Annotated in this window: 20 protein-coding genes and 1 tRNA gene; 11 read left to right on the forward strand and 10 right to left on the reverse strand. The window is 64.5% G+C overall.

The annotated features are described in order from the left end of the window. Nucleotides 1-14: 14 nt before the first annotated feature. From LDZ24_RS15330 to LDZ24_RS15340, 3 genes are all read right to left on the reverse strand, one after another. A complete protein-coding gene (locus LDZ24_RS15330; RefSeq protein ID WP_248323070.1) occupies nt 15-2315 on the reverse strand; it encodes a PAS domain S-box protein in 2301 nt (766 codons plus the stop codon). Between the two features lie 134 nt (nt 2316-2449). Next, entirely contained in the window at nt 2450-4849 is a 2400-nt protein-coding gene (locus tag LDZ24_RS15335; RefSeq protein ID WP_248323071.1) for an ATP-binding protein, read from the reverse strand. Nucleotides 4850-4966: 117 nt separating this feature from the next. Then, on the reverse strand, nt 4967-5794 hold the full coding sequence (locus tag LDZ24_RS15340; RefSeq protein WP_248323072.1) for a MetQ/NlpA family lipoprotein: 828 nt from the start codon (nt 5792-5794) through the stop codon (nt 4967-4969). A gap of 203 nt (nt 5795-5997) precedes the next feature. On the opposite strand from LDZ24_RS15340, the gene LDZ24_RS15345 reads away from it, so the two are divergent. From LDZ24_RS15345 to LDZ24_RS15360, 4 genes are read left to right on the forward strand one after another with little or no spacing between them, the layout of a single operon-like run. Then, a complete protein-coding gene (locus LDZ24_RS15345; RefSeq protein WP_248323073.1) occupies nt 5998-6972 on the forward strand; it encodes a sulfonate ABC transporter substrate-binding protein in 975 nt (324 codons plus the stop codon). A 48-nt stretch (nt 6973-7020) separates the two neighbouring features. Further along, nucleotides 7021-8169, forward strand: coding sequence for an FMNH2-dependent alkanesulfonate monooxygenase (gene ssuD / locus LDZ24_RS15350; RefSeq protein WP_248323074.1), 1149 nt, complete (start codon nt 7021-7023; stop codon nt 8167-8169). Between the two features lie 8 nt (nt 8170-8177). Further along, entirely contained in the window at nt 8178-8972 is a 795-nt protein-coding gene (gene ssuC, locus LDZ24_RS15355; RefSeq protein ID WP_248323075.1) for an aliphatic sulfonate ABC transporter permease SsuC, read from the forward strand. After that, nucleotides 8969-9775, forward strand: a complete 807-nt coding sequence (locus tag LDZ24_RS15360) for an ATP-binding cassette domain-containing protein (protein WP_371747448.1) — start codon at nt 8969-8971, stop codon at nt 9773-9775. Before ssuC ends, LDZ24_RS15360 begins: the two co-directional genes overlap by 4 nt. 14 nt (nt 9776-9789) lie before the next feature. On the opposite strand, the gene LDZ24_RS15365 is transcribed toward LDZ24_RS15360, so the two are convergent. Further along, entirely contained in the window at nt 9790-10476 is a 687-nt protein-coding gene (locus LDZ24_RS15365; RefSeq protein ID WP_370650736.1) for an NADPH-dependent FMN reductase, read from the reverse strand. Nucleotides 10477-10692: 216 nt separating this feature from the next. Between LDZ24_RS15365 and LDZ24_RS15370 the strand changes: the two genes are divergently transcribed. Continuing rightward, nucleotides 10693-11715 carry a chemotaxis protein CheB gene (locus LDZ24_RS15370; protein ID WP_248323076.1) on the forward strand — a complete coding sequence of 341 codons (1023 nt, stop codon included), beginning with the start codon at nt 10693-10695 and terminating at the stop codon, nt 11713-11715. 44 nt (nt 11716-11759) lie between these two features. Here LDZ24_RS15370 and LDZ24_RS15375 read toward each other — a convergent pair whose 3' ends face one another. Continuing rightward, nucleotides 11760-12074 carry a DUF4148 domain-containing protein gene (locus tag LDZ24_RS15375; RefSeq protein WP_248323077.1) on the reverse strand — a complete coding sequence of 105 codons (315 nt, stop codon included), beginning with the start codon at nt 12072-12074 and terminating at the stop codon, nt 11760-11762. A 256-nt stretch (nt 12075-12330) separates the two neighbouring features. Here LDZ24_RS15375 and LDZ24_RS15380 point away from each other — a divergent pair, with 256 nt between their 5' ends. Then, nucleotides 12331-12531 carry a hypothetical protein gene (locus LDZ24_RS15380; protein WP_248323078.1) on the forward strand — a complete coding sequence of 67 codons (201 nt, stop codon included), beginning with the start codon at nt 12331-12333 and terminating at the stop codon, nt 12529-12531. 60 nt (nt 12532-12591) lie between these two features. On the opposite strand, the gene LDZ24_RS15385 is transcribed toward LDZ24_RS15380, so the two are convergent. Then, on the reverse strand, nt 12592-13503 hold the full coding sequence (locus LDZ24_RS15385) for a sterol desaturase family protein (protein WP_248323079.1): 912 nt from the start codon (nt 13501-13503) through the stop codon (nt 12592-12594). Between the two features lie 216 nt (nt 13504-13719). Here LDZ24_RS15385 and LDZ24_RS15390 point away from each other — a divergent pair, with 216 nt between their 5' ends. Continuing rightward, nucleotides 13720-14940 carry a PepSY domain-containing protein gene (locus LDZ24_RS15390; RefSeq protein ID WP_248323080.1) on the forward strand — a complete coding sequence of 407 codons (1221 nt, stop codon included), beginning with the start codon at nt 13720-13722 and terminating at the stop codon, nt 14938-14940. Nucleotides 14941-15128: 188 nt separating this feature from the next. Continuing rightward, the gene (locus tag LDZ24_RS15395) at nt 15129-15287 is read left to right on the forward strand and encodes a hypothetical protein (RefSeq protein WP_347879160.1); all 159 of its coding nucleotides are present in this window, start codon (nt 15129-15131) and stop codon (nt 15285-15287) included. A gap of 88 nt (nt 15288-15375) precedes the next feature. Here LDZ24_RS15395 and LDZ24_RS15400 read toward each other — a convergent pair. Then, a tRNA-Val gene (locus LDZ24_RS15400) sits at nt 15376-15452 on the reverse strand. Nucleotides 15453-15643: 191 nt separating this feature from the next. On the opposite strand from LDZ24_RS15400, the gene LDZ24_RS15405 reads away from it, so the two are divergent. Continuing rightward, nucleotides 15644-18037 carry a bifunctional diguanylate cyclase/phosphodiesterase gene (locus LDZ24_RS15405; protein WP_248323081.1) on the forward strand — a complete coding sequence of 798 codons (2394 nt, stop codon included), beginning with the start codon at nt 15644-15646 and terminating at the stop codon, nt 18035-18037. A 34-nt stretch (nt 18038-18071) separates the two neighbouring features. Here the strand turns inward: LDZ24_RS15405 and LDZ24_RS15410 are convergent, their stop codons facing one another. Continuing rightward, on the reverse strand, nt 18072-18836 hold the full coding sequence (locus tag LDZ24_RS15410; protein ID WP_248323082.1) for a ParA family protein: 765 nt from the start codon (nt 18834-18836) through the stop codon (nt 18072-18074). 711 nt (nt 18837-19547) lie between these two features. Between LDZ24_RS15410 and LDZ24_RS15415 the strand changes: the two genes are divergently transcribed. Then, nucleotides 19548-20312 carry a hypothetical protein gene (locus LDZ24_RS15415; RefSeq protein WP_248323083.1) on the forward strand — a complete coding sequence of 255 codons (765 nt, stop codon included), beginning with the start codon at nt 19548-19550 and terminating at the stop codon, nt 20310-20312. 60 nt (nt 20313-20372) lie between these two features. Here LDZ24_RS15415 and LDZ24_RS15420 read toward each other — a convergent pair whose 3' ends face one another. Then, on the reverse strand, nt 20373-21125 hold the full coding sequence (locus LDZ24_RS15420) for an SDR family NAD(P)-dependent oxidoreductase (RefSeq protein WP_248323084.1): 753 nt from the start codon (nt 21123-21125) through the stop codon (nt 20373-20375). A gap of 102 nt (nt 21126-21227) precedes the next feature. On the opposite strand from LDZ24_RS15420, the gene LDZ24_RS15425 reads away from it, so the two are divergent. Beyond that, the gene (locus LDZ24_RS15425; protein WP_248323085.1) at nt 21228-22178 is read left to right on the forward strand and encodes a LysR family transcriptional regulator; all 951 of its coding nucleotides are present in this window, start codon (nt 21228-21230) and stop codon (nt 22176-22178) included. A 47-nt stretch (nt 22179-22225) separates the two neighbouring features. On the opposite strand, the gene LDZ24_RS15430 is transcribed toward LDZ24_RS15425, so the two are convergent. Then, entirely contained in the window at nt 22226-23848 is a 1623-nt protein-coding gene (locus LDZ24_RS15430) for an acyl-CoA synthetase (protein ID WP_248323086.1), read from the reverse strand. Between the last annotated feature and the right edge of the window lie 34 nt (nt 23849-23882).

Here is a 23882-nt window from a genome sequence, read left to right on the forward strand (position 1 = left end):
CGCGCCTTTACGCGCTATTCCACGATGCGCGCCGCCAGCCGGTAGCGGTTCCTGCCTCCGCGCTTTGCTTCGTACATGGCGCTGTCGGCGGCTGCGAGCAGCGCATCCGGCGTCGTTCGCGCCCGCGCGTTGCAGACGACGACGCCCACGCTCGTCGCGATCCTCACCTCGATCCCTGCCAGCGTGAACGGGCGGTTCATGGCGCCGCAAATGGCATCGGCGATGCGCGCCGCGGTGGCTTCATCCGCCACGCCGTGACTCACGATCACGAACTCGTCGCCCGCCAGACGGCTCGTGAAATCGCTATGCCGTACCGTCTCCGTGAGCCGGGCGCCGACCAGCCGCAACAGCTCGTCGCCCGCTTCGTGACCGTATGCGTCGTTCACCGGCTTGAATTCGTCAAGGTCGAGGAAGAACACCGCGAGCGCCTGCCGCGTGGCGCTGTCGGACGCGATGTTCTGCGAGAGATGCAGCAGCAGCGCGCGCCGGTTCGGCAGGCCGGTAAGTGCGTCGCGCATGGCCTGCGCGCGTAGCGTTCGCTCGGCCTGCCTGCGCGACGTCACGTCCTGCGCCATCATGTAGAAACCGATCACTTCGCGCCCGCGCATGTCGGGCACGAGCGACACGCTCCACGTGCGAGGATCGGCTTCCTGATCCTCCACGTCGTGGTGCAGCCGCTCGCCCGCGAGCGCGCGCTGAAACGAAGGCGCGAGCGTTCGATACATCGCAGCGGGCATCGCCGATTCGACCGGCATGCCGCGCATGGACGCGGTGTCGCGCCCGAGCAGCCGCCGGTAGCCGTCGTTGTTGAACTGATAGCGCAGGTCCCGGTCGACGTATGCGATCAGCACGGGCAAGCTGTCCGTGACCTTCTGGATCGCTTCCCGGCTTTCGATGATTTCCGCCTCCACGCGCTTGCGCTCGCTGACGTCCGTGATGAAAGCGAAGAGCGTCTCGCCGTCCGGCGTCGCGGCGGTCGAAATGCGCAACTCGGCCGGGAAGAACTCTCCCGAGCGGCGCTGTGCGGTGACTTCCGTCGCTTTCGAAAGGATCGTGGCCACGCCGGTGCGAATGAAGCGGCGCATGCCCGCGTCGTGCGCGGTGCGCCACGCGGGCGGAACGATGGTCTCGGCCATCGGCAGGCCCATGACCTCGTGGCGGCCCCAGCCGAACATGTGTTCGGCCGCGTCGTTCCATTCGGTGATCCGGCCTTCGCGGTCTATCGCGACATACGCGTCCTGCGCGTTGTCGATCACCGCCTGAAGATGCTCGTTCTGCGTGCGCAGCGTCGCTTCGATCGTCTCGCGCCGCGCCACTTCGCCGCGCAGCCGCATGTTGGTCGCGCGCAGTTCGGCCGTGCGCTCGTTCACTTGCTCTTCCAGTGCCGCGCGATGCTCGCGCTGTAGCCGCTCGTTTTCCTTGCGCGCCGCGATGTCCTCGACGATTGCGATGAAATGAAGCGGCTCGCCATTGGCCTGCCGCACGAGCGCAACGTGAAGCTGAACCCACAGGTGCGAGCCGTCGCTGCGCAGATACCGCTTTTCCATCGCGTAGGTCGGGATGTGTCCTGCGAGCAGCTCACGCAGATTCTGCAGATCGCTTTCGAGATCTTCGACGAACGTGATCTGCTGGAACGTCAGCGTCACGAGTTCGTCGGCGCTGTAGCCGAGCATCTCGCAGAGGCGCGCGTTCACTTCGACGAAGCGCCCATCCGGCGCGACGATCGCGGCGCCCGTCGGCGTCTGTTCGAAGATCGTGCGGAATCGCGTTTCCGAGAGGCGTATGGCCTGCGTGTCCGCGTGATGCAGCACGCGCGCCGAATACGTGCTTTCGCGCGACAGCAGTTCGCGCTCGACGATGGCAGCAAGGTCGCGCATGACCGCGGCATCTTCGGGCGACAGCGCGCGCGGCGCCGTATCGATTGCGCAAAGCGTGCCGATGGCATGGCCGTCGCTCGAACGCAGCGGCACGCCCGCGTAAAAACGCACGGACGGCGAACCCGCGACGAACGGGTTATCGGCGAAACGCGGATCGTTGCGCGCATCCTCTATGACTAACATATCCACTTCGTGCAGCGCGTGCGAGCAGAAGGACACATCGCGCGATGTCTCGCACGCTTCGATGCCGAGCCGCGACTTGAACCATTGCCGATGCGCGTCGACGAGCGACACGAGCGCGATCGGCACGCCGAGCACGCGCGCCAGCACGCGCGTCACGCGATCGAATGCTTCTTCGGCGGGCGTGTCCAGAATGTGCAGGCCGCGTAATACGCGCAGGCGTTCGGTTTCGTCGTCGGGCAGGGGAGCTACTTGCATGAAGGGCGCTTTTGAAGCATGAACGCGTACAGTACGGTTCATTCTAACGGGTGCCGCGGGGCGCGCTGTCCGGCCCAAGGACAGCCCAAGGACAGCCCAAGGACAGCATAGGCTGCCCGGGCCAACGTGAACCTTCACTCCTGCCGCTGCCGCGACGCGATTTCGCCAAGGAGCGAGAACAGCTTGCCGACGTCGAGCGGTTTGACGAAGTGGTGATCGAACCCGGCCGACAGCGCCTTTTCTCTGTCTTGCTGCAAGCCGTATCCGGTCACGGCCACGAGAACGGCATCTTCCGTGCGCGGCTGATTCCTCAACAGCGATGCCAACTGATAGCCGTCCATGTCCGGCAAGCCGATATCGAGAAGACACACGTGCGGTATCCACTGCTCGGTTTCCTGCAAGGCGGTGATGCCGTTCGCGGCCACCCGCACCTCGTTGCCGAGCGTCTCCATCAACATGGCGAGCGTCTCCGAGGCGTCGACATTGTCGTCGACGATCAGCACTCGCAGCCGCGTCAGGAAGGGCGCTTCGCGCGTGTCGTCGGGTTCGATCTTTCTGAGCGTCTTCATCATTTCGGCATGAGGAATACACACGACGAAGGTGCTGCCCTCGCCGGGTCCGGCGCTATACGCCCTGACCGTGCCGCCATGCAGCGCGACGAGGCTTCGGACGAGCGCGAGCCCTATGCCGAGTCCTCCCTGCGTGCGGTCGGAACTGCGCTCGGCTTGCGTGAAGAGATCGAACGCGTGCGCGGCGACGTCGGGCGTCATGCCGATGCCGTTGTCCGTGACCGTTACCTTGATGAACTTGCCTTCGGCCGCGACGGAGAACTGGATATCCCCTTTCTCGGGCGTATATTTCGCGGCGTTGTTGAGCAGGTTGACGAAGATCTGCGTCAGCCGCTTCTCGTCGGCGCGAACCAGCGCAGCGGAAGACAGCGTGAGCAGCGACAGCCGATGCCTTTTCCGATCGATGATCGGCCTCACCTGTTCGATGGCGTCGGCCGCTATGCGGTTGGCATCGAGCACTTCCATGTCGAGCTTGATGAGCCCCTGCGTCACGCGCGACACGTCGAGCAGATCGTCGATCAGGCCGGTCATGTGCTTCACTTGCCGCGAGATGATCTCGCACGATTTACTGACGCGCCGCGCATCGCTGGGCGCGGCGCGCATCAGTTGCGCGGCGCTCGCAATCGGAGAAAGCGGATTGCGCAGTTCATGCGACAGCATCGCGAGAAACTCATCCTTGCGCTTGTCTGCAAGGCGCAGTTCCTCTTCCGCGTTGATACGGTCCGTGATGTCGAGTTGAGCGACGACCGCGCCGACCACGGCGCCATGCTCGTCCCGGATCGGCGCGCCGGTGCTCAGTAGCGTGCGCCGATTCGGTGGATCGTCGAAGCTCTCGATCGACACGATGTCCGTCGTCGGTCCGATGCCCTTGAGCACGCGCGCAATCGTCCAGTCATGCGCGTTCAGCATCTGCCCGTGCTTGTCGGAATGATCGGCCCAGCGTCCTTTCCATTGCGCGAAATCGTCGATGGTCGCCGGACGCGGATGCGCTTCGCCCCATAGCTGCACGAAAGAGCGATTCACGCGCTCGATGCCGCCATGCTGATCGCAGACGACGATGCCGATAGGCGCCGCTTCCAGCACGGCGTCGAGGCGGCGCGTGGCGTCCAGTGCCTCGCGCGCCGCGGCGCGCGCGCTTTGCTCGCTCGCGAGAAGACGCTCCTCGCTCTTGCGCTGCTCGGTGATATTGGAGAAGAGCACGCCGACCTGATTCGGCATCGACGCGTCGGGGCGGAACGCATAGATGTCGAACCAGCGGTCCAGCTTCGACGCCCTCACCTGAACGTGAATCGGCACGCCGTTCTTCGCCACCGAGCCATAGATTTCGAAAAAATGCCGGTCGTGTCCCGGCACGAGTTCCGACATGTTCCTTCCCACGGCGTTCACCACGCTGGTCTGCGCTTCGAATGCGGGGTTCGTCGCGAGGAACCGGTAGTCGACGGGTTCGCCTCGATCATCGAATGCCATCTCCACGACGCAGAAGCCCTGATTGATCGCGTCGAACAGAGTGCGGAACCGCTGTTCGCTTGCGGCCAGCGCTCTTTGTGTCAGATGCGCGGCCGTGACATCCGTGGTCGTGTGCGAGACGCAGATCAGCGTGCCTTCCGCGTTGAAGATCGGCGTGTTGACCGCGCTCCAGAATCGTTCCTCATAGCGCATGCTGCCGTCTTCGGTGCTGACCCACAGCGGAAAGCGCTGTAGCGGCATGTGATCGGCGTGGCCGCTTTCTCTTGCACGCGCGATGGATTGGCGCAACGCTTCGACACCCGTATCGTTCGGATCGGATTCGTTATGAGGAAAGATGTCGAAGAGACTCTTGCCCACCATGTCCTCGCGACGCAGCGTCGAGACCTTCAGGAAGGCATCGTTGACCGCGAGAACGATAGCCTCGGGCGTGGGAGAGAGCAGGTAGCTGCCGACAGGGGCCGTGTTAAATATTTCTTCGAATAATGATGGCGAAGCCATAGGCAGGGTGACGCACGATAAGCTGCGTCGCTTTTTGCTTGGACGAACCTTAGTCCTCGCAACGTCCGTGCCGGCCCCTAATATGCGCGGCCGCGGGCGGAGCGGCCGCGCATGCGATCAATGCTGCGGCGCGCCCTCCCATGCCGGCAGTGTCGCCCCGTGATACACGGCGAGAATGGTCGACGCGACATTTGCCTGCTGATAGCTCTCGACGAGCGTCTTCGCCCACGGCGCCTGCGCGTCCTTCGCATTCACCGCGATGAAGTTGCGATACGGATTGCCCGGCACTTTCTCCTGCGCAATGCGCTCCTTCGGAATCTGAATGCCCGCCTTGATCGCCCAGTCGGTGTTGACGACCGCGGCATCCAGATCGCCGATGGCGCGCCCGACGATGCCCGCATCGAGTTCCTTGATCTGCACGTGCTTCGGGTTGTCCGCAATGTCGCGAGCGGTCGGCAAGAGACCGACGTTATCGCGCAGCTTGATGACGCCGTTCGCCTGCAACAGCAGAAGCGCGCGGCCTTCGTTGCTCGGATCGTTGGGCACGGCGATCGCCGCGTTCTGCGGCAGATCCGCGACTGACTTCACCTTGCGCGAATAGAGACCGATGGGCTGCACATACGTGAAGCCGACAGGCACGATCGCATAGTGACGCGCCTGAATCTGCGCGTCGAGATACGGCTTGTGCTGGAATGAGTTGGCGTCGAGATCGTGTTGCGCGAGCGCCTCGTTGGGCTGCGTGTAGTCGGAGAAGGTCGTGACCTTCACCGTGATGCCGTGCTTCGCTGCGTTGGCCGCGACCGTGCGCCAGACATCCTCGTCCTCGCCCGACATGATGCCGACGCGGACCGTCTGGCCAGCAGCCTGAACCGGTTGCAACCCTGCCACGCCCCATGCGAGCAGAACCGAGAAGAGAGCGGATTTGAATGGCGTGAAAGTCTTCATATAAGCGACGTCGTCAGTGGAAAGAGACGTGATGCTAGGGGCGCGCATACGTCGCCGCAAACAATATCGAACGCTATGCATATTGCGCGCGCACGCTGCAATGCTTATCACGATTTCTCGCTTAGGCCGCGCGGCGAGCGTTGTTACGATGACCGGGAATGCGGCATCGACGATGCCATCGCTCATCGCCCGAGGAACCACGAATGTCATATGAAAACGCGCCGCCGTCATCGACTCGCAGACGTGCGCTCCTAACGCTTGCCGCGCTGGGCGCGAGCGCGCTTGCATCGAATGCCGCCCGTGCCGACGATGCCAGCAAGACCCTGCGAATCGGCTATCAGAAATACGGCAACTTCGTCGTGCTTAGAGCGCGCGGCACGCTAGAGAAGCGCCTCGCGCCGCAAGGCGTCACGGTGCAATGGCTCGAGTTTCCGGCCGGGCCGCAACTGCTGGAAGGACTCAATGCCGGCGCCGTCGATATCGGCACGGTCGGCGAGACGCCGCCCATCTTCGCGCAGGCCGCAGGCGTCGATTTCGTCTATGTCGGCAGCGAGCCGCCCGCGCCGCGCGCCGAAGCCATCGTCGTGCCGAAAGATTCGAACATCCGCGCGGTCGCGCAGCTGCGCGGCAAGAAAATCGCGCTGAACAAGGGCTCGAATGTGCATTACCTCTTCGTCGAGGCGCTCAAGAAAGCGGGGCTTTCGTACGCGGACGTTCAGCCGGTCTATCTCGCGCCCGCCGATGCGCGCGCGGCCTTCGTGCAGGGCAGCGTCGATGCGTGGGTGATCTGGGATCCGTATCTCGCCGCTATCGAGCGCCAGGCGAACGCCCGTCAACTCGCAGACGGCACCGGGCTCGTGCGCAACATCCAGTACTACGTCGCGACGCGCAAGTTCGCGGCCGGCCAGCCGCAGATCGTGCGCGCAGTGCTGGAAGAACTCGATCATGTCGATCGCTGGGCGCGCGACAACGTACCGGCCGTCGCGGCGCAACTATCGCCGCTCGTCGGGCTGGACGCAGCGACGATCGAGCACGCGTTGCAGCGCACCGCGTACGGCATCGAAGCCATATCGCCCGCGACGCTCGCGTATCAGCAGCAGATTGCCGATACGTTCACCAATCTTCGGCTGATCCCGAAGAAGCTCGACGTGACCGAGGCGCGCTGGAACGTCGCGTAATACGATTCGCCGTACTAACGAACCTCCCAATACGAGAAACGCCCTAGCATGAATGTCTTCTGGTTCATTCCGACTCACGGCGACAGCCGCTATCTGGGCACGTCGCAAGGCGCGCGTGCCGCCGACTACGATTACTTCCGCCAGATCGCCGTCGCCGCCGACACGCTCGGCTACGAAGGCGTGCTATTGCCGACCGGCCGCTCGTGCGAGGACGCGTGGGTGGTCGCATCGAGCCTCATTCCCGCGACGCGCCGCCTCAAGTTCCTGGTCGCGATCCGGCCGGGCCTCAGTTCGCCGGGACTCTCCGCGCGCATGGCGTCCACGTTCGACCGGCTTTCGAACGGGCGCCTGCTCATCAACGTCGTCACAGGCGGCGATCCGAACGAACTCGCCGGCGACGGCGTCTTCGAAAGCCACGACACGCGCTATGAAATCACCGATGAGTTTCTGAGCATCTGGCGCGGCCTGCTGGAAAGCTCGCACGAGAACGGTAGTTACGACTTCGCGGGCAAGCATTTGCGCACGGAAGGCGGCAAGGTGCTGTATCCGCCTGTGCAGCGGCCGCATCCGCCGTTGTGGTTCGGCGGATCGTCGGCGGCGGCGCACGAGATCGCGGCGAAGCATATCGACACGTATCTCACGTGGGGCGAGCCGCCCGCAGAAGTCGAGAAGAAGCTCGCCGACATTCGCCGCCGCGCCGAGGCGCAAGGGCGCAGCATCCGCTTCGGCATTCGCCTGCATGTGATCGTGCGCGAAACGGAAGCCGAAGCGTGGGCCGATGCGGACAAGCTCATCAGCAAGCTCGACGACGAGACCATCCAGCGCGCGCAGGCGCAGTTCTCGAAGATGGACTCCGAAGGGCAGCGGCGCATGGCCGCGCTGCATGGCGGCAAGCGCGACAAGCTGGAGGTCTATCCGCATCTGTGGGCGGGCGTCGGGCTCGTGCGCGGCGGCGCGGGCACCGCGCTCGTCGGCAATCCGCAGCAGGTCGCCGGGCTGATGAAGCAATACGCCGAACTCGGGATCGAGACGTTCATTCTGTCCGGTTACCCGCATCTGGAGGAGTCGTATCGCTTCGCGGAGCTCGTCTTCCCGCTGCTGCCGCGCACGCAGAAGGCGTCCGCATCAGGGCCGCTGTCGGGGCCGTTCGGCGAAGTGATCGGCACGTCGGAGTTGCCGAAGGCCGCGCAGGGGTGAGGTCCGCCATGAAGCGAAACGAAACGCTGCGACGTGCCGGCGCGCGCGTCTTGCCCTGGATCGTCCCGTTGCTGATTCTGCTCGCGTGGGAGGCCGCCGCGCGCTCGGGCGGCCTGTCGGCGCGCGTGTTGCCCGAACCGCTCGCGGTCGCGAAGGCCGCGTGGTCCGTGTGGCAGTCGGGCGAATTGTGGGCCGACGTGAGAATCAGCGCGTGGCGCGCGTTCGCCGGCTTCGCGGTCGGCGGCGGCATCGGCTTCGTGCTCGGGCTCGCGACGGGGCTCTTTCGACCCGCCGAGATTCTGCTCGATTCGACCGTGCAAATGATCCGCAACATCCCCGCGCTCGCGATGATTCCGCTTCTGATTCTCTGGTTCGGCATCGGTGAAGAGGCGAAGCTCGTGCTCGTCGCGCTCGGCGTGTTTTTCCCGGTGTACGTGAACACGTATCACGGCATTCGTTCCGTGGACCGCGATCTGATCGAGATGTCTCGCAGCTATGGCCTCTCGGGCTTCGCGCTGTATCGACATGTGATTTTGCCCGGCGCGCTGCCGTCCATTCTCGTCGGCGTGCGCTTCGCGCTCGGCCTGATGTGGGTGATGCTGATCGTCGCGGAGACCATCTCGGCGCAATCGGGCATCGGCTACATGACGATGAACGCGCGCGAGTTCATGCAAACGGACGTGGTCGTGCTCGGCATCCTGCTGTACGCAGCGCTCGGCAAGCTCGCGGACATGGCCGCCCGCGCCATCGAACGCGCCAGCCTGCGCTGGCATCCCGCTTATCAACACGAGGCGCAGTCGTGACCCTGATTTCTCTCGATACCCTGGATCTTCAAAGGCCGGCATCGCGCGCCGCGGAGCCGCTCGCCCGAACGCCTGCGAGCCGCGATGTCGCCGTGTCGCTGCGCGGCATCGAGAAGCGCTTCGGCGAGCGTCGCGTGCTGGCTGACCTCGACTTCGCGATCGAGCGCGGCAGTTTCGTGTCGATCGTCGGTCGCAGCGGCTGCGGCAAGTCCACCTTGCTGCGGCTCATTGCAGGGCTCGACGAAGCCTCGGGCGGCGTGGTCGCGCGCCATGCCGCGACGCCCGGCGGCGAGTTGCAGGTTCGCATCATGTTTCAGGATGCGCGGCTCTTGCCGTGGAAAAGCGTGCTCGACAACGTGATGATCGGCCTGCCGCGTGACAGACGCAATCGGCGCGAAGAAGCTCGCGCGACGCTCGCCGAAGTGGGTTTGTCCGAACGCGAGAAGGAGTGGCCGACGCGACTCTCGGGTGGTCAGCGGCAACGCGTGGCGCTGGCGCGCGCGCTGGTGCATCGCCCGGATGTGCTGTTGCTCGATGAACCGCTCGGCGCGCTCGACGCGTTGACGCGCATCGAGATGCAGGGCTTGATCGAGCGGTTGCGGCGCGAGCACGGGTTCACCGCGCTGCTCGTCACGCATGACGTGCAGGAAGCCGTCTCGCTCGGCGATCGCATCGTGCTGATCGAGCAGGGGCGTATCACGCTGGATACGCCGGTGTCGTTGCCGCGGCCGCGTTCGCGGACCGCGAAAGAGTTCGCCGAACTCGAAGAACGCGTGCTGTCGCGCGTGCTGCGTCCGGCTTGAGTCGCAGCGTGGCGCTAGCTCTGCGCCACCGCCACCTTGTTCTCCACGACATGCCATGCGTCCGGCCGATGCGCGCCGAACGCGTGCGCGAAACTCGCGGCCTGCTGACCGACCGTGCGAAGCTGCGCGACGACCTTCGGGTCCGAGCAGGTATCGGCCGATTCGAAGCGCGTCTCCAGCGTGTTGACCGCCGCGCCGAACGGCGTCGGCCATCCGCGCAGCGCATGCACGATCGAGCGCAACGACGTCAGCACGGTGCCCGCCGCCTGCCAGCCATACGCGGTGACGATGCTGCCGACCGCGCGGCCGTCGAGATACGGACGCTCGTCGGAGCGCAGTTCTTCGAGCGTATCGAGCGCGTTTTTCACGAGACCCGAAATGCCGCCGTGATAGCCGGGCGTGGCGATGACGAGCGCATCGGCGGCGCGCACGGCTTCGATGAGTTCGTGCTGCTCGTCGGTGAGCACGCGCGATTCGGGCGCATAGTGCGGCAAGCTATGCAGGAACGCGCCGCCGAACAACTGCACGCTCGCGCCGGATTCTTGCGCGCCCTTGAGCGCGAAAGCGAGCGCGCGTTCTGTCGATGACGCAGGCCGCGTCGTGCCGCCGATTCCGACCACGAGCGGACGGCGCGATGTTTCGGTTCGGGTCAAGTTCGATGCTCCTTCAATGTGAACGGTGCGAACCGTCGGACCGATCATCATAGCCAGCGGTCGGGCGCTCTGGAACGCATCATTTTCGCTAAGGATATGCGCGGTTGTGCGAGGCTCGGTGCGCTGTTCTCGAGCGCTGGGCGAGCGGCTGCCGCGCGGGATGCGGGCCGCGCGGCGTAAGCGCGTAGACTGTACCCAATGGACGTAATGGTCGACGTCTTGTCGCAACCGCGACGGCCGCCGATCCTGTCACAGGGGACAACAATGGACGCGCGAATTCAGCGGGACATCGTGGTCATCGGGGCGTCCGCGGGCGGCGTGCCCGCGCTCGGCGGACTGCTCGCCCGTCTGCCGGCACAGTTGCCGGCGACGCTCCTCATCGTCATGCATCTGTTGCCCTACGGACCGAGCGCGCTGCACACCATTCTGGCGCGCACGACGAACCTACGGGTTGTCGCGGCGACCGACAACGCGCCTCTCGCGCACGGCACCGTCTTCGTCGCGACCACGGACCGGCATCTCATGCTCTCGAAAGAGGGCGTGCGAATCACGCGCGGCCCGAAGGAATGTCGCGCGCGCCCGGCCGTGGACGTGCTGTTCCGCTCGGCGGCGGTGACATACGGCGAGCGCGTGATCGGCGTGATACTGACCGGCGCGCTCGACGACGGCACCGCCGGGCTCTGGGCGGTCAAGGACCACGGCGGACTGGCGTTCGTGCAGGACCCGCTGACAGCCGACCATCCGTCGATGCCGGAGAGCGCGATCGCGCACGTCGAGGTGGATTTCGTCGGCGACCTCGACGCACTGGCGGACAAGATCCTGAGTACGGCGGTCACGCCCGCTGGCAGCCCGACGCATCGCGTGTCCGCGCGCGCGTACGCTGCCATCGAGAACAAAATTTCGGAGACCGGAGATGGCGGGGAGGCGAGTTTCATGAAGCTCGGCAACATTTCGCGATACACATGTCCGGACTGCAACGGCGTGCTCATGCAGATAGAAGAAGGGCCGATTGTCCGGTTCAGATGCCACACGGGCCACGCGTTCTCGATCCAGACGCTGATCGCGGAAATCGACGAGGCCATCGACGGCGGCTTATGGACCACGCTGCGCGCCATCGAAGAGAGAATCATGCTGCTGCGCCAGATGGCCGATCTCGCTGAACGGGCCGGCTCCGCGCTCGACGCCGCCGCGTATCGCGAGCAGGCCGACGAAGCCGAGAAGCGCCTCGCGCCGCTGCGTCAACTCGTGCTGGACCCCGATTCGCTCGGGCATGCGCCAGCCGGGTGATCGCGGCGGCTGTGCGCTTGCGTTCGGCCATCGCGGGATGCAGGTCACTCGGCTTGCTGCGGGTTCCTAAGGCAGTCCGCCCGGAACCAGATATCCACCTGACGCTGCGCCGCTTGCAGATCCTCCGGATAGTACGGGTCGTACCATCTCGACGGGTCGTAGCCCGCTTGCCTCAACGCCGTCAGTTCGCTTGCGTTGCGCTGGCGGGTCGGAGGCGCATTGCTCCGGAGCGCGGCGAGGTCGCGGCATTGCGTCGGACTTAAGTGCGTGGCGTTAGTCGGCGGCCCGCTGGCGGCGCAGCCCGCGAGCAGGCAGGCGAGTGCCGGGAGCATCGGCCATTTTGGCGGCAAGAGTTTCATGGCGATAGTTCCTTGGTTGAGTGCGCTGACAGGCAGGAGCAAGGCAGATGCCTCAAGTCAGCCATTGCGGCCATACGAGTGTTTGCTCGACCAATGGATGCCTTTCGGAAAATATAATTAGGACCTTTGACGAAGCGCGCAAGACCTCGACCGACATATGATGACAAGCACCGGCTCCGCGCAATCGGCATACGCGAAATCTCTCGCGTCCTGCGCACGGTGACCGGTGCATCTCAATCGAAAGAGGATAGCCAACATGTACACAATCGACCGCGACGCACTCGCTCGCGCACAGCTTGCCGGCGGCGCCGCAAAAACCACCGGCGGCAGCGGCGCAACCTGCCCGGCCGGCGGCTCGACGCTGCCGTCCGGCGGCACCAGCACGCAGACCGGCACGGCCACGTCCGTCATCACGGTGAACGGCCAGCAAGTCATCAATCAGACCGTCACGTTCTGATTGCACGAAGCATGAAGGCGCACCGTGGGTTCGCCTTCGTGCTTCTACAGCGTCGCGGAATCAGGATGCCTCCATCGCTTTGCCGGCGTTTCTCGCGCGCTTCTGCAATGCTTCGGTCGTTTCCCCTTCGCCGTCGGGACGCCAGCCGGGCGGGCGAAGCAGAAAGCCGATCGCGTGAGACACGCTCTTCGCGTGAAACACGTCTTTCGCGAGGCTCACCCAGTGCTCCATCTGAACGACGACCGGATTGCGCGACGTGGTGGGCGTCGTGAGACCGTAGCGGCACGGCTCATCGGCGCGTTCTTCGACATACGTGCCGAACAGCCGGTCGAAGATGACCAGCACGCCTCCGAAGTTCGCATCGAGATACGCCGCGTTCGATGCATGGTGCACGCGGTGCGCAGACGGCGTGTTGAACACGTATTCCAGCCAGCCGAGCTTCGGGATCCAGGTGGCGTGCAGCCAGAACTGGTAAAGCAGGTTGATCGACAGCGCGGCGAGGACCACTTCCGGCTTGAGTCCGAACCACACGAGCGGCGTGAAAAACAGCGCCGCGCCGGTGATCTTCGACGTCCAGCCGAGCCGATACGCCGATGAAAGCGTCAACTGGTTCGGCGAATGATGGACCGCATGCGTCGCCCAGAAAAAGCGCACCGTGTGCGACGCGCGGTGATACCAGTAGTAACAGAACTCCATGCCGATAAAGAGCAGGAAGACGGTCAGCGGCGTATTGCTCGTGACCGTGTGAATGCGGTGCTGCCACGCGAACGCGAAGAACGGCGTGGCGAGCGACAGCGGCACGAAGGCGAGCAGCTTGCGGCCGACCAGATCCGCGAGCGAGATCCACACCTCGTGCCAGGCGAACGCCTTGTCGGTGCCCTTATGTTTGCGGCTGAGCCAGACTGCTTCGATCATCGACGCCGCAAGAACGATGACGAGCACATACACCGATAACTTTCCGATCGCTTCCATGGTTTCCGCCGTGGGTGGTTAGGCATGTGCGCACTGTAGCGATCGGCCTCGTTAAAAACCACGCGCAACTTGTGTCGCGGAATGTCATGCGCTGTCGTGACGTTGAAGGCTTGCCCGGCCATCGCATCGCCGCTACAATTGCGAACAATTCCTATTTACGCACGCGCGATCCATGCCCGAAGCCGCACGCTCATCCGTTATCGAGGCGCCGTCCGCATGAGGCGCGTGCTCGTGCGGCTGCATCGCTGGTTCGGCGTCGCGACCGCGCTGTTTCTGTTCGTCTCGGGGTTAACCGGCGCCATCATCGCGTGGGATCACGAAATCGACGCTTGGCTCAACCCCGCCTTCTTCCATGCGCAGAGCCGGGCCGCGCCGCTTGCGCCGCTCGAACTGGCGCGGCGCGTCGAGGCCGCCGATCCGCGCATCCAGGTGACGTATCTGCCGCTCGGCGTCGAGCCGGGCCGCACGGCGCAACTGATGGTCGTGCCGCGCACGAATCCGTCGACCGCTGCGCCGTTTGCGACCGACTTCAATCAGATCGCCGTCGATCCCGCGACGGGCGCGGTGCAAGGGCGCCGGATGTGGGGCGCGGTGTCGCTGGCGCGCATCGACCTGATGCCGTTCCTCTACAAGCTGCACTACACGCTGCATTTGCCGGTCGTGGGCGGCTTCGATATCGGAACGTGGCTGCTCGGCATCGTCGGCATCGTGTGGTTCTTCGATAGCGGCATTGCGCTCGTGCTGTCGTTTCCGAGCGTGAAGGCGTGGCGCAAGTCGCTCGCGTTTCGTTTCAGGCGCGGCGGATACGCGCTCACGTTCGACCTGCATCGCTCCGGCGGCGTGTGGATCTGGGCACTGCTAGTGATGGTGGCGCTGACGTCCGTTTCGATGAATCTGAGCGATCCGGTCGTTCGTCCGGTGGTCTCGCTGTTCTCGACGCTCTCGCCGTCGTTCACCGAGAACGCCGCGCTCGTGCGCGCGGGTCCGGCGGGACGTGCCCCCGCGACGCGCGAGCAGATTCTGGCCGCCGCCGCGAGCGATGCGAAGCGCGAGCGCATCGCCGCGCCGATGGGCGCGCTGTACTACGTGCCGACGCTCGAAGCGTACGGCGTCGGCTTCTTCGCGCCGGGACAGGACCACGGCGACGGCGGGCTCGGCAATGCCTGGCTCTACTACAACGGCCACACGGGCACGCTCGCGGGCTCGTCGATACCGGGGCGCGGCTCTGCAGGCGACATCTTCATGCAGGCGCAGTTTCCGCTGCATTCGGGGCGCATCATCGGCGTCGCGGGACGCATCGCGATCAGCGCGGTCGGGATCGCGGTGGCGGTGTTGAGCGCCACGGGCCTCATCATCTGGATGCGCAAGCGCGCGGCGCGCCGGCATTCGGCCGCAGCCAACGCGCGGGCAGGGCGCGGTCAGTCGGTCGCTTCTTGATGTCCGTTGCGGCGGACAAGCTTCGTCCCGGCTCGATCGCTTCGAGGCCGTTCCATGCCACCGCCGCGCGTCTGTGGACGGTATAAAATCAGAAGTACCCGCCTCGCGCGCATAGCAGCCTGTGAATCATGGAACCGACTTCGAGTAAGGAAGCGCCTCGCAGGCGCCTGTCAAAGCGATCGCTCAATGTGCTGTCTGCATTGGTCGGGATTGCCACGCTCGTGCTCGGCGTCGGCTGGCTGGTTTATAGCTGGACGGTGGATCTGGAAGTGCCGTACTTCGCGATTCCGCTCGTGCTCACGGTGCCCGTGATCGCCGCGGTGGCGTTCCGGAACATGTGGGACTAGCGTTCCGACCGACGGCAGAATGGCCGAACGAAGCGAGAAAACAAAAACGCCGCGATGAACGCGGCGTTTTCGTTTGATGCAGATGCGTTGGTAGGCTCGATTGGACTCGAACCAACGACCCCCACCATGTCAAGGTGGTGCTCTAACCAGCTGAGCTACGAGCCTGTGAAGCCGCGCATTATAGAGACCCTCGCCGCGATGCACAAGCCCGGCGCTTCGAATTCTTCTCGCGCCGTGAACGAGCGCGGCGCACCGCGCTAAAGCATTTTCGCGGCCAGACGTAAACAAGAGCTAAGTCCTCTCTATCGCGGCCTCGTCAGCCGCTCGTACATTCACGCCCTCGCTTCGTGACGCCAATGTCTCATCAAACTGCCCCTGGCTCCACCGGCGCGCCGCGAACGAACCAAGGTTCCGCGCAGAACCAGGGTTTCCTGTCGTTCTTCCTGCATGCCTGCGCGAAGCACGCGGGCGTCTCCTGGCGTGACGCCGTCGCGCCTCTCCTTGCGGCCGTGGGCGCGTATGCGCTCGTGCATATGGCGCTTGCGTCCGTTTCGCCGCTCGCCGCGATGTGCGTCGGCGCGGTGGCCGCCGTCGTCGTCGGCACGCTTGCGTTGCGCCGCGCGCTCGGTACGACCGCGCGCCATGACGCGACTGTGGCGCTCGTCAAGGCGCTGCTCGATGCCAATCGCGAATGTCTGAAGCTGCTCGACACGAATGGCCGACTGCTTCGCATCTCCGAGTACGGCGCCGAACTCATGCGCGCGGCCGGCCCCGATCAACTCGCGGGCGCCGATTGGCTCGACTTCTGGAGCGGCAGCGAGGCAATCGCCGCGCGCGACGCCTTCGACGGCGCGCTGCAAGGATCGCGGACATCGTTCACGGGAACGTGCCCGACGACCGCCGGCGAGCCGAAGGTCTGGCAATCGCGGCTCATACCGGTCGAAAAGAGCGGCGGCGGCATCTACGGCGTGCTGTGCGCGTCGCTCGACGTGACGAAGGAAGCCGAACTCGCCGCTGACCTGCGGGCGAAAGAAGCTCTCATGTCCGAAATGGAAGCGCATATCGGGCTCTGTTTCTACTCGTACAGCGCGGACTTCAGCTATTTCCATCACATCAGCGCGGGCTGCGCGTCCGTGTTCGGCCTCTCGGCGTCGACGTTGCGCGAGCGCCCGGAAGCCTGGATGGACGTCGTGCTGCCCGAGGACCGGCCGATCGTTCAGGCGGCGATGCAGCGGATCGCCGAGACGTCGGTCGGTGGACGCACGCAGTACCGCATTCGCGCGAACGGGGGCGAGATCCGCTGGGTGCAGAGCACCGCCTACCCGATTCTCGACGCCGCCGGAAACGTCGCGCGCGTGATCGGCGTGACGGAGGACGTGACCGCGGAGCAGGAACGGCTCGTCGAACTGGACCGGCTCGCCTACACCGATTCGCTCACCGGGTTCGCCAACCGCGGCGCGCTGGTGCGCGGCATCGAGGAACGCTGCCGGCAGGACACGACGTTCGCGTTGATGTTCGTGGATCTCGACCGCTTCAAGGTGCTCAACGATACGCTCGGTCATACGGCGGCCGACCGGCTGCTCAAATCGCTGAGCGAGGACATTCAGGCGTCGTTGCCAGCGGGCGCTTTCCTCGCGCGGCTGGGCGGCGATGAGTTCGCCGTGCTGATCGACGACGCGCAGGACAAGGATCATCTCGCCGGCATCGCGAAAAGCATTCTCGGCGCGTTGCGTCAAACGGGCGAGCCGACGCCCGCGGGCACCTTCGTCACGGCATCCATCGGCATTTCGGTGTTCCCGGAGAACGGCGCGGACCACGAAACGCTGCTGACGAGCGCCGACATTGCGATGTATGCGGCCAAGAAAGCCGGGCGCAACGGTTTCCGCTTTGCCGATCAGGTCGCGACGGGGCGGATCGTCGATTTCAGGCTGGAGCGCGACGTGCCCGCTGCGCTCGCCGCCAAGCAGTTCGTGCTGCATTACCAGCCGATTTATCAGCCGCATTCGCTCGAAATGTGCAGCGTCGAGGCGCTGATCCGCTGGCGGCATCCCGCGCACGGGCTCGTGCCGCCCGACGTGTTCATTCCGATCCTCGAAGAAAGCGGCTTTATCAACGAGGTCGGCGCGTGGGTGATGGACGAGGCGTTGCGGCAGCTTGCGCAGTGGCGCCAGAGCGGCGCGCAGGGGCTCGGCGTGTCGGTCAACGTGTCCGCGCGTCAGTTGCGCGACGCGGCGATCGTGGATGTCGTCAATACCGCGCTGCGACGGCATGGGCTGCCGGCGTCGAGTCTTCAACTCGAACTGACCGAGAGCGCTTTGATGGAGAATCCCGAGCTCGCGCAACGCACGCTGCGGGCGCTGAAGGAACTGGGCGTGCGCATCGCCATCGACGATTTCGGAACCGGCTATTCGAGCTTGCGTTACCTCGCGGATTTCTCGCCCGATACGCTCAAGATCGACCGCTCGTTCATCGCGCGGCTGGAGAGCGACTTCGCGATTCACAAGATCGTGCGCGGCATCATTCAGCTTTCGCATGCGCTCGGCCTGACCGCGACGGCCGAGGGCGTGGAGTATCCGCCGCAGTTGCGGCTGCTGCGCGACGCGCAATGCGACTTCGTGCAGGGCTATCTGTTGAGCAAGCCCGTCGCGCCCGAGCAGGTTTTCGGGCTCTCTATCGTGGGAAGCGGTGCGGAAGGGAATGCAGGATCGGTCGCCGCGCAAGCCGCCGGCGCGGTGCCGCATACGGCGTGAGCGGCCGGCTGCCGGCGGGTGCTGGCGTCTTGCGTCAGCCGTTCAGTTCGTCGTGCAGCGCGACGTATTCCTGCGCGAGCTTGTGGCGCGGTTCGAGATAGATCATCGGACGCGCGTGCTGATGGCTCTCGCGAATCTTCACCGACGACGAAATGTGCGACGCGAGCACGGGCAGATCTTCGGCGCGCAGTTCATCGACGAGCTTTTGCGGCAGACTGGCGCGCGGCTGAAACTGGTTGATGACGATGCCTTCGACCTTCAGATCGGGATTGTGGTCGTGGCGGATTTCCTGCACGTTCTCCAGCACCGAATACAGCGCGCGACGCGAGAAGTCGTCGCAATCGAACGGAACGAGACAGCGTTCGACTGCAATCAGCGCCGAGCGCGTGAAGAAATTGAGCGCGGGCGGCGTGTCGATATAAACGGCGTCGTAATTCGAGAGACCCTTTAGCGCGTCACGCAGCTTGTAGATTTTGTAGCGCGATTCCAGCTTGCTTTGCAGCGTGTCGAGGCTGGGATGCGACGGCACGATATCCAGATTCGCGAATGGCGTGGCATGGATGAACGAGTCGAACGCGGGCTCGCGAAAGCTGTAACTCAGCGCCGATTCGAAGAAGCTCGCGAGGTTCGGATGCGCGTCGTGCGCCGCGGCGCCGAGCAGATACTGACTCGCGTTGCCTTGCGGATCCAGATCGACGACGAGCGTGCGCAAACCGCGCGACGCGCTGATGGCCGCCAGATTACAGACGATAGTGGACTTGCCTACGCCACCCTTTTGATTGAAGACGACACGTCGCATCGACTGGCTTCCCCTGAATGTGTACGGGCGTTCGTGAAAGGACAGCATCGGGCGCTGCATGCGCGAGCGTGAGGCGCAACGTCATGCGCCACGCGTGATAGTAGCGCATCGCTCTTTTTGACTTAAAGTCACGGTCGGCCGATACCGCGTGTTCACGCATTTCAAAGCCATTCGCAGCCGAGTACACTTTATTTGCGGTGTCTTTACCGCAAAAGGAGGTCGCGATGAAATTCGTCGAACTGTTCAGGCGCGCCAGGCGGGGCGTCACGGTCGGCCACGCCGGAGACGCGGAGCCTCATCACGAGGATCATTCAGGCTCCGTGCAGAAACAAGCCAGGAAGCTATGGGACGCGGTCGGCCGCAGGCGTCATAAGAACGCGAAGTGGCATTAGCGTCCATGCGCCGGTGTCGCCAGATTGCCCGAGGCGATGCCGGCGTTTGTCCGTTCATCAGGCGATGCGGTCGTTCGTCTTTAGACGCTGATCAACGCCGCCGTTTCGGCAGCGCCGCAAGCATCGCGCGCTGTTCGCGATACGCAAATTCCAAACCATAAAAAGGGCGCCGTTCTCCGCGAGCGTCTTCTGGCATGCACGCGAATTCACGCCTATAACTAGCTTTCAAGCGAAATGAGGCAAGCGAGCCTATGAGCCGGCGCATCGCGGTCTTCACGCGATGTCGAGTGACAGGATAAAGACCGAACGGAGAGATTGCATGGCGTCGCTCGTCGATCACCCCGCAATACTCTTTGTCGTTTTGCTGGCCGTATTTATCGTCTCGATCGCGTTAGGTGTATTCGTTCTTCGCCGCATTGCGCCGCTGCGCGATGATGAACGCGATGATTTCAATGTCGTACAGGGAGCGACGCTCACTCTATTGGCCTTGCTGATCGGTTTTAGCATGTCGATGGCGGTCAGCCGCTATGACCAGCGAAAGACGCTCGAAGAAGCCGAGGCGAATGCGATCGGCACTGAATACGTGCGGGCCGATTTGGCCGATCCGCATATCGGCGCCATGATGAAGGCTGCATTAATCCGTTATGCACGCTTGCGCCTGACCGAATTCCAGACGCGTGACCGGGACGCGCGAAGCCGCCTCGATGCCGAAACGGCGGCGGTTCAGTCCGAGTTGTGGCAATTGGCAGCGCAGGTGGCGAAGGCTCAGCCGACGCCTATCGGGTCGCTCGTGGTGGCGGGCATGAACGACGCGCTCAACTCGCAAGACTATTCGGAAGCCGCCAGAATCAATCATATTCCGCTAGGCGTATGGGTCCTGATGATCCTGATCGCGCTCCTCGGATGCGCCGTTCAGGGCTACGGCGCGAAAGGCAAGCGCCGCACGGTGCTGCTCATGACGATTCTTCCCGTGACCATTTCCTTGTCCCTCACGTTGATTGCCGACATCGACAGTCCTCGTGGCGGGATCATACGCATTCAGCCGCAAAACCTGACGCGGCTGCTTCACGCGCTGGAGAAGTGATAGCGGATCGTGGAGAGCGAAGCGCGACGGCGGCGCCGTCGCGCCCGCTCACACTCACACTCACACTTGCGCCTGTCCGCCATCGACGAAGAGTTCGGCGCCGTTGACGAAGCTCGAATCGTCCGACGCGAGGAAGAGCGCAGCCGCAGCGATTTCGTTCGGATCGCCGACGCGGCCCATCGGGATGCGCGACGCCAGATAGTCCAGCAAGCCTTGCTGCTGCGTGGCATCCGGGCCCGCGAGCTCGACGAGGCCGGGCGTCTTCGTCGCGCCGGGGCTGATGGTGTTCACGCGGATGCCGCGGTCCTTCAGGTCGAGAATCCAGCTGCGGGCGAAGTTGCGGATCGCCGCCTTCGACGCCGAATACACGCTGAATGCCGCCGTGCCTTCGCTGCCTGCGGTCGAGCCGGTCAGAATCACCGATGCGCCTTTCGACAACAACGGCAGCGCCTTTTGCACCGTGAAGAGCGTGCCCTTCACATTGCGGTCGAACGTGTCCTGATAGTGCTCCTCGGTGATCTCGCGGAGCGGCACCATCGAGCCGCCGCCTGCGTTGGCGAACAGGACGTCGAGCCGGCCTTTTTCGCCGCGAATCTGCTCATACAGCGCGTCGAGTTGGTCCAGCTTCGACGAATCGACGCGAACGCCCGTGGCGTTGTCGATCGAAGCCACTGCCGCGTCGAGCTCGGCCTGACGGCGGCCGGTGATATAGACGTGAGCGCCTTCGGCGGCGAAGCGTTTGGCGGTGGCGAGGCCGATGCCGCTGGTTGCACCGGTAACGAGAGCGATCTTGCCTTCGAGCTTGCGTGCCATGATTTTTTCCCTATCCATTTACGTTGAACGATGTGAGGAGAATATCGACGCCCGCGTCGTTTCGAAATAGACTGGCCTGCAAACCATCATTGCAGGAATGAAATGACGAAGCTCCCCGATTTCGAAGGGCTGGCGATGTTCGCGAAGGTGGCCGAGGAGGGCTCGTTCGCGGCGGCGGCGCGGACGATGGGCGTGTCCGTCGCGACGGTCTCGCGCGGCGTGGCGAGGCTGGAGGAGCGGCTCGGCGCGCGACTTTTCAATCGAACGTCGCGCCAGCTCGCGCTGACGGAATTCGGCGGCACCATCGCGGAGAAGGCCGGCGACATTTATCGGCAAGCCGAGGAGGCCGAGAACGCCGCGAGAGAGATGTCGGTGCAGCCGCGCGGGCTCATTCGCGTGGCCGTGCCCATGTCGTTCGGCGTGCGCTGGATCGCGCCGTTGCTGCCCACGTTTCTGCGCGCCTTTCCGGACATATCGCTGGACCTGCATTTGTCGGATGCGACGGTCGATATCGTCGCGCAGGGCTTCGATGCGGCGCTCAGAATCGCCGCGTTGCCCGATTCCTCGCTCGTGGCGAGGCGGCTGTGCGCGGTCTCGCAGTTGCTCGTCGCTTCGCCGGAATATCTCGAACGATTCGGCCGGCCGACGCATCCGCGCGAGCTGATCGGCCGGCCGTGCCTCTCGTATGCCTACCGCGCGGGCACCGAAGTCTGGCGCTTCGTGAATGACGCGGGCGACGAGGAACCGGTGACGCCCGTCGGCCCGTTGCGCGTCACGAATTCAGATGCGCTACTGCCCACTTTGCTCGATGGACTCGCCATTGCGGAACTGCCCGAGTTCATCGCGGGAGAATACCTCGCCGACGGGCGGCTGGAAGCGATTCTGACCGACTGGCACCTGACCCGAGGCGGGCTGTACTTCGTCACGCCATCGGCGCGGGCGCGTCCGGCGCGAGTGACGGCGCTGGCCGATTTTCTGGCTGCGCATCTCGCGGAACCGGCCTGGCTTTCGCCGCAAGCCAAGGCGGCTGCGCGCGGCAAGCGGCGCGCTTAGCGGAGCGCCGACGCCGATGCATCGTGCCGTCCTCGTCGCGTCAACCGCTAGCTGCTTCTCAACTCACGCCGGATGAGCTTTCCGGTCGACGTCATCGGGAGCGATTCACGATATTCGATCAAGCGCGGATATTCGTGCGCCGCGAGACGCGTGCGCACATGGTCCTGCAGTTCGCGAGTCAGTTCGTCGCTGGGTGAGAAGCCGTCGCTGAGGACGACGCACGCTTTGACGATCTCGGTCCGGTCGGCATCCGGCACGCCGACGACCGCCACGAGCCGAACGGCGGGATGCCCCAGCAGGCAATCTTCGATCGGTCCCGGCCCGATGCGATACCCCGCGCTCGTGATGACGTCGTCGTTGCGGCCCACGTAGTGGATGAAGCCGTCGCTGTCCATGCGGCCCAGATCGCCCGTGAGCAGGTAATCGCCCGCGAACTTCTCGGCTGTCGCCGCAGGATTGTTCCAGTAGCCCAGAAACATGACGGGGTCCGGCGCCCTGATCGCGATGTTGCCGATGTCATCGACCGGCTGCACGACGCCTTGGTCGTTCACCACGCGCACGTCGTGCCCCGGCGCCGCGCGTCCGATTGCGCCGGGCCGGGCCGGAAACCAGTTGCCGCATGAGGACACGACCATGTTGCATTCGGTCTGACCGTAGAACTCGTTGATGGTGATGCCGAGTGCTTCGCGGCCCCAGGTCAGAAGCTCGGTGCCTAAGGATTCGCCCCCGCTTGCGACGGAGCGCAGCCGCAGATTCCATCGCTCGCGCGGCGACTTTTCGGTGCGCAGCATCTTGAGCGCCGTCGGCGGCAGGAACACGTGCGTCACGTTGTGACGGCTCATCAAATCGAACGCCGCGCTTGCACTGAACTTGTCGAAGCGATGAGAGACAACGGTCGCGCCGTGGTGCAGCGCGGGCAGCAGAACATCGAGCAGGCCGCCGATCCATGCCCAGTCCGCGGGCGTCCAGAACGTGTCGGTCTGGCTGATCGACCCGCCATGCGACATCTCCACGCCCGGCAAATGGCCGAGCAGCACGCGCTGCGCATGCAACGCGCCCTTCGGCTTGCCGGTGGTGCCGGACGTATAAATGATGACGGCGGGGTCATCGGCTCTTGTCGCCACAGGCTCGAACGTGTCGATCTGCGCGGCGAGCGCGGTGTCGAAGTTCTCGACTGCGCCGCCCGCTTCGGGCTGCGCGCCTGTCACGAAGACCGTGCGCAGCGCGGGCAACCGGTCACGGATGCCTGCGATCTTTCGCGCGCCCGCGGCATCGGTCACGAGCACGCTGGCTCCGCTGTCGCGCAGGCGGAACTCGAGCGCTTCCTCGCCGAAGAGCGCAAAGAGCGGCACCGAGATCGCGCCGAGTTTGAACGCGGCGATATGCGCGATGGCCGTCTGCGGCGATTGCGCGATCAGGATCGCGACCCTACTGCCTTGCACGATGCCATGCGCCCGAAAGCAGTTCGCGGCCCGATTGCTCTGGCTTCGCAACTCCGCGAAGGTCATCCGTTCGATGCTACCGTCGCGATGTTCGTGGATCAACGCGGCGTCGTCGGGACGGGAGGCTGCCCACTTGTCGCAGACGTCCACGCCGATGTTGTAATGCTCGGGAATGGCCCAGCGAAAGCTATCGACCGCGGCTTCGTAAGTGGTTTGTTTCGACAGCATCGTCTCGCTCCTTTGTAGTCTCGTCGATTGTGCC

This window comes from Caballeronia sp. Sq4a (assembly GCF_023170545.1).
Taxonomy (GTDB): Bacteria; Pseudomonadota; Gammaproteobacteria; order Burkholderiales; family Burkholderiaceae; genus Caballeronia.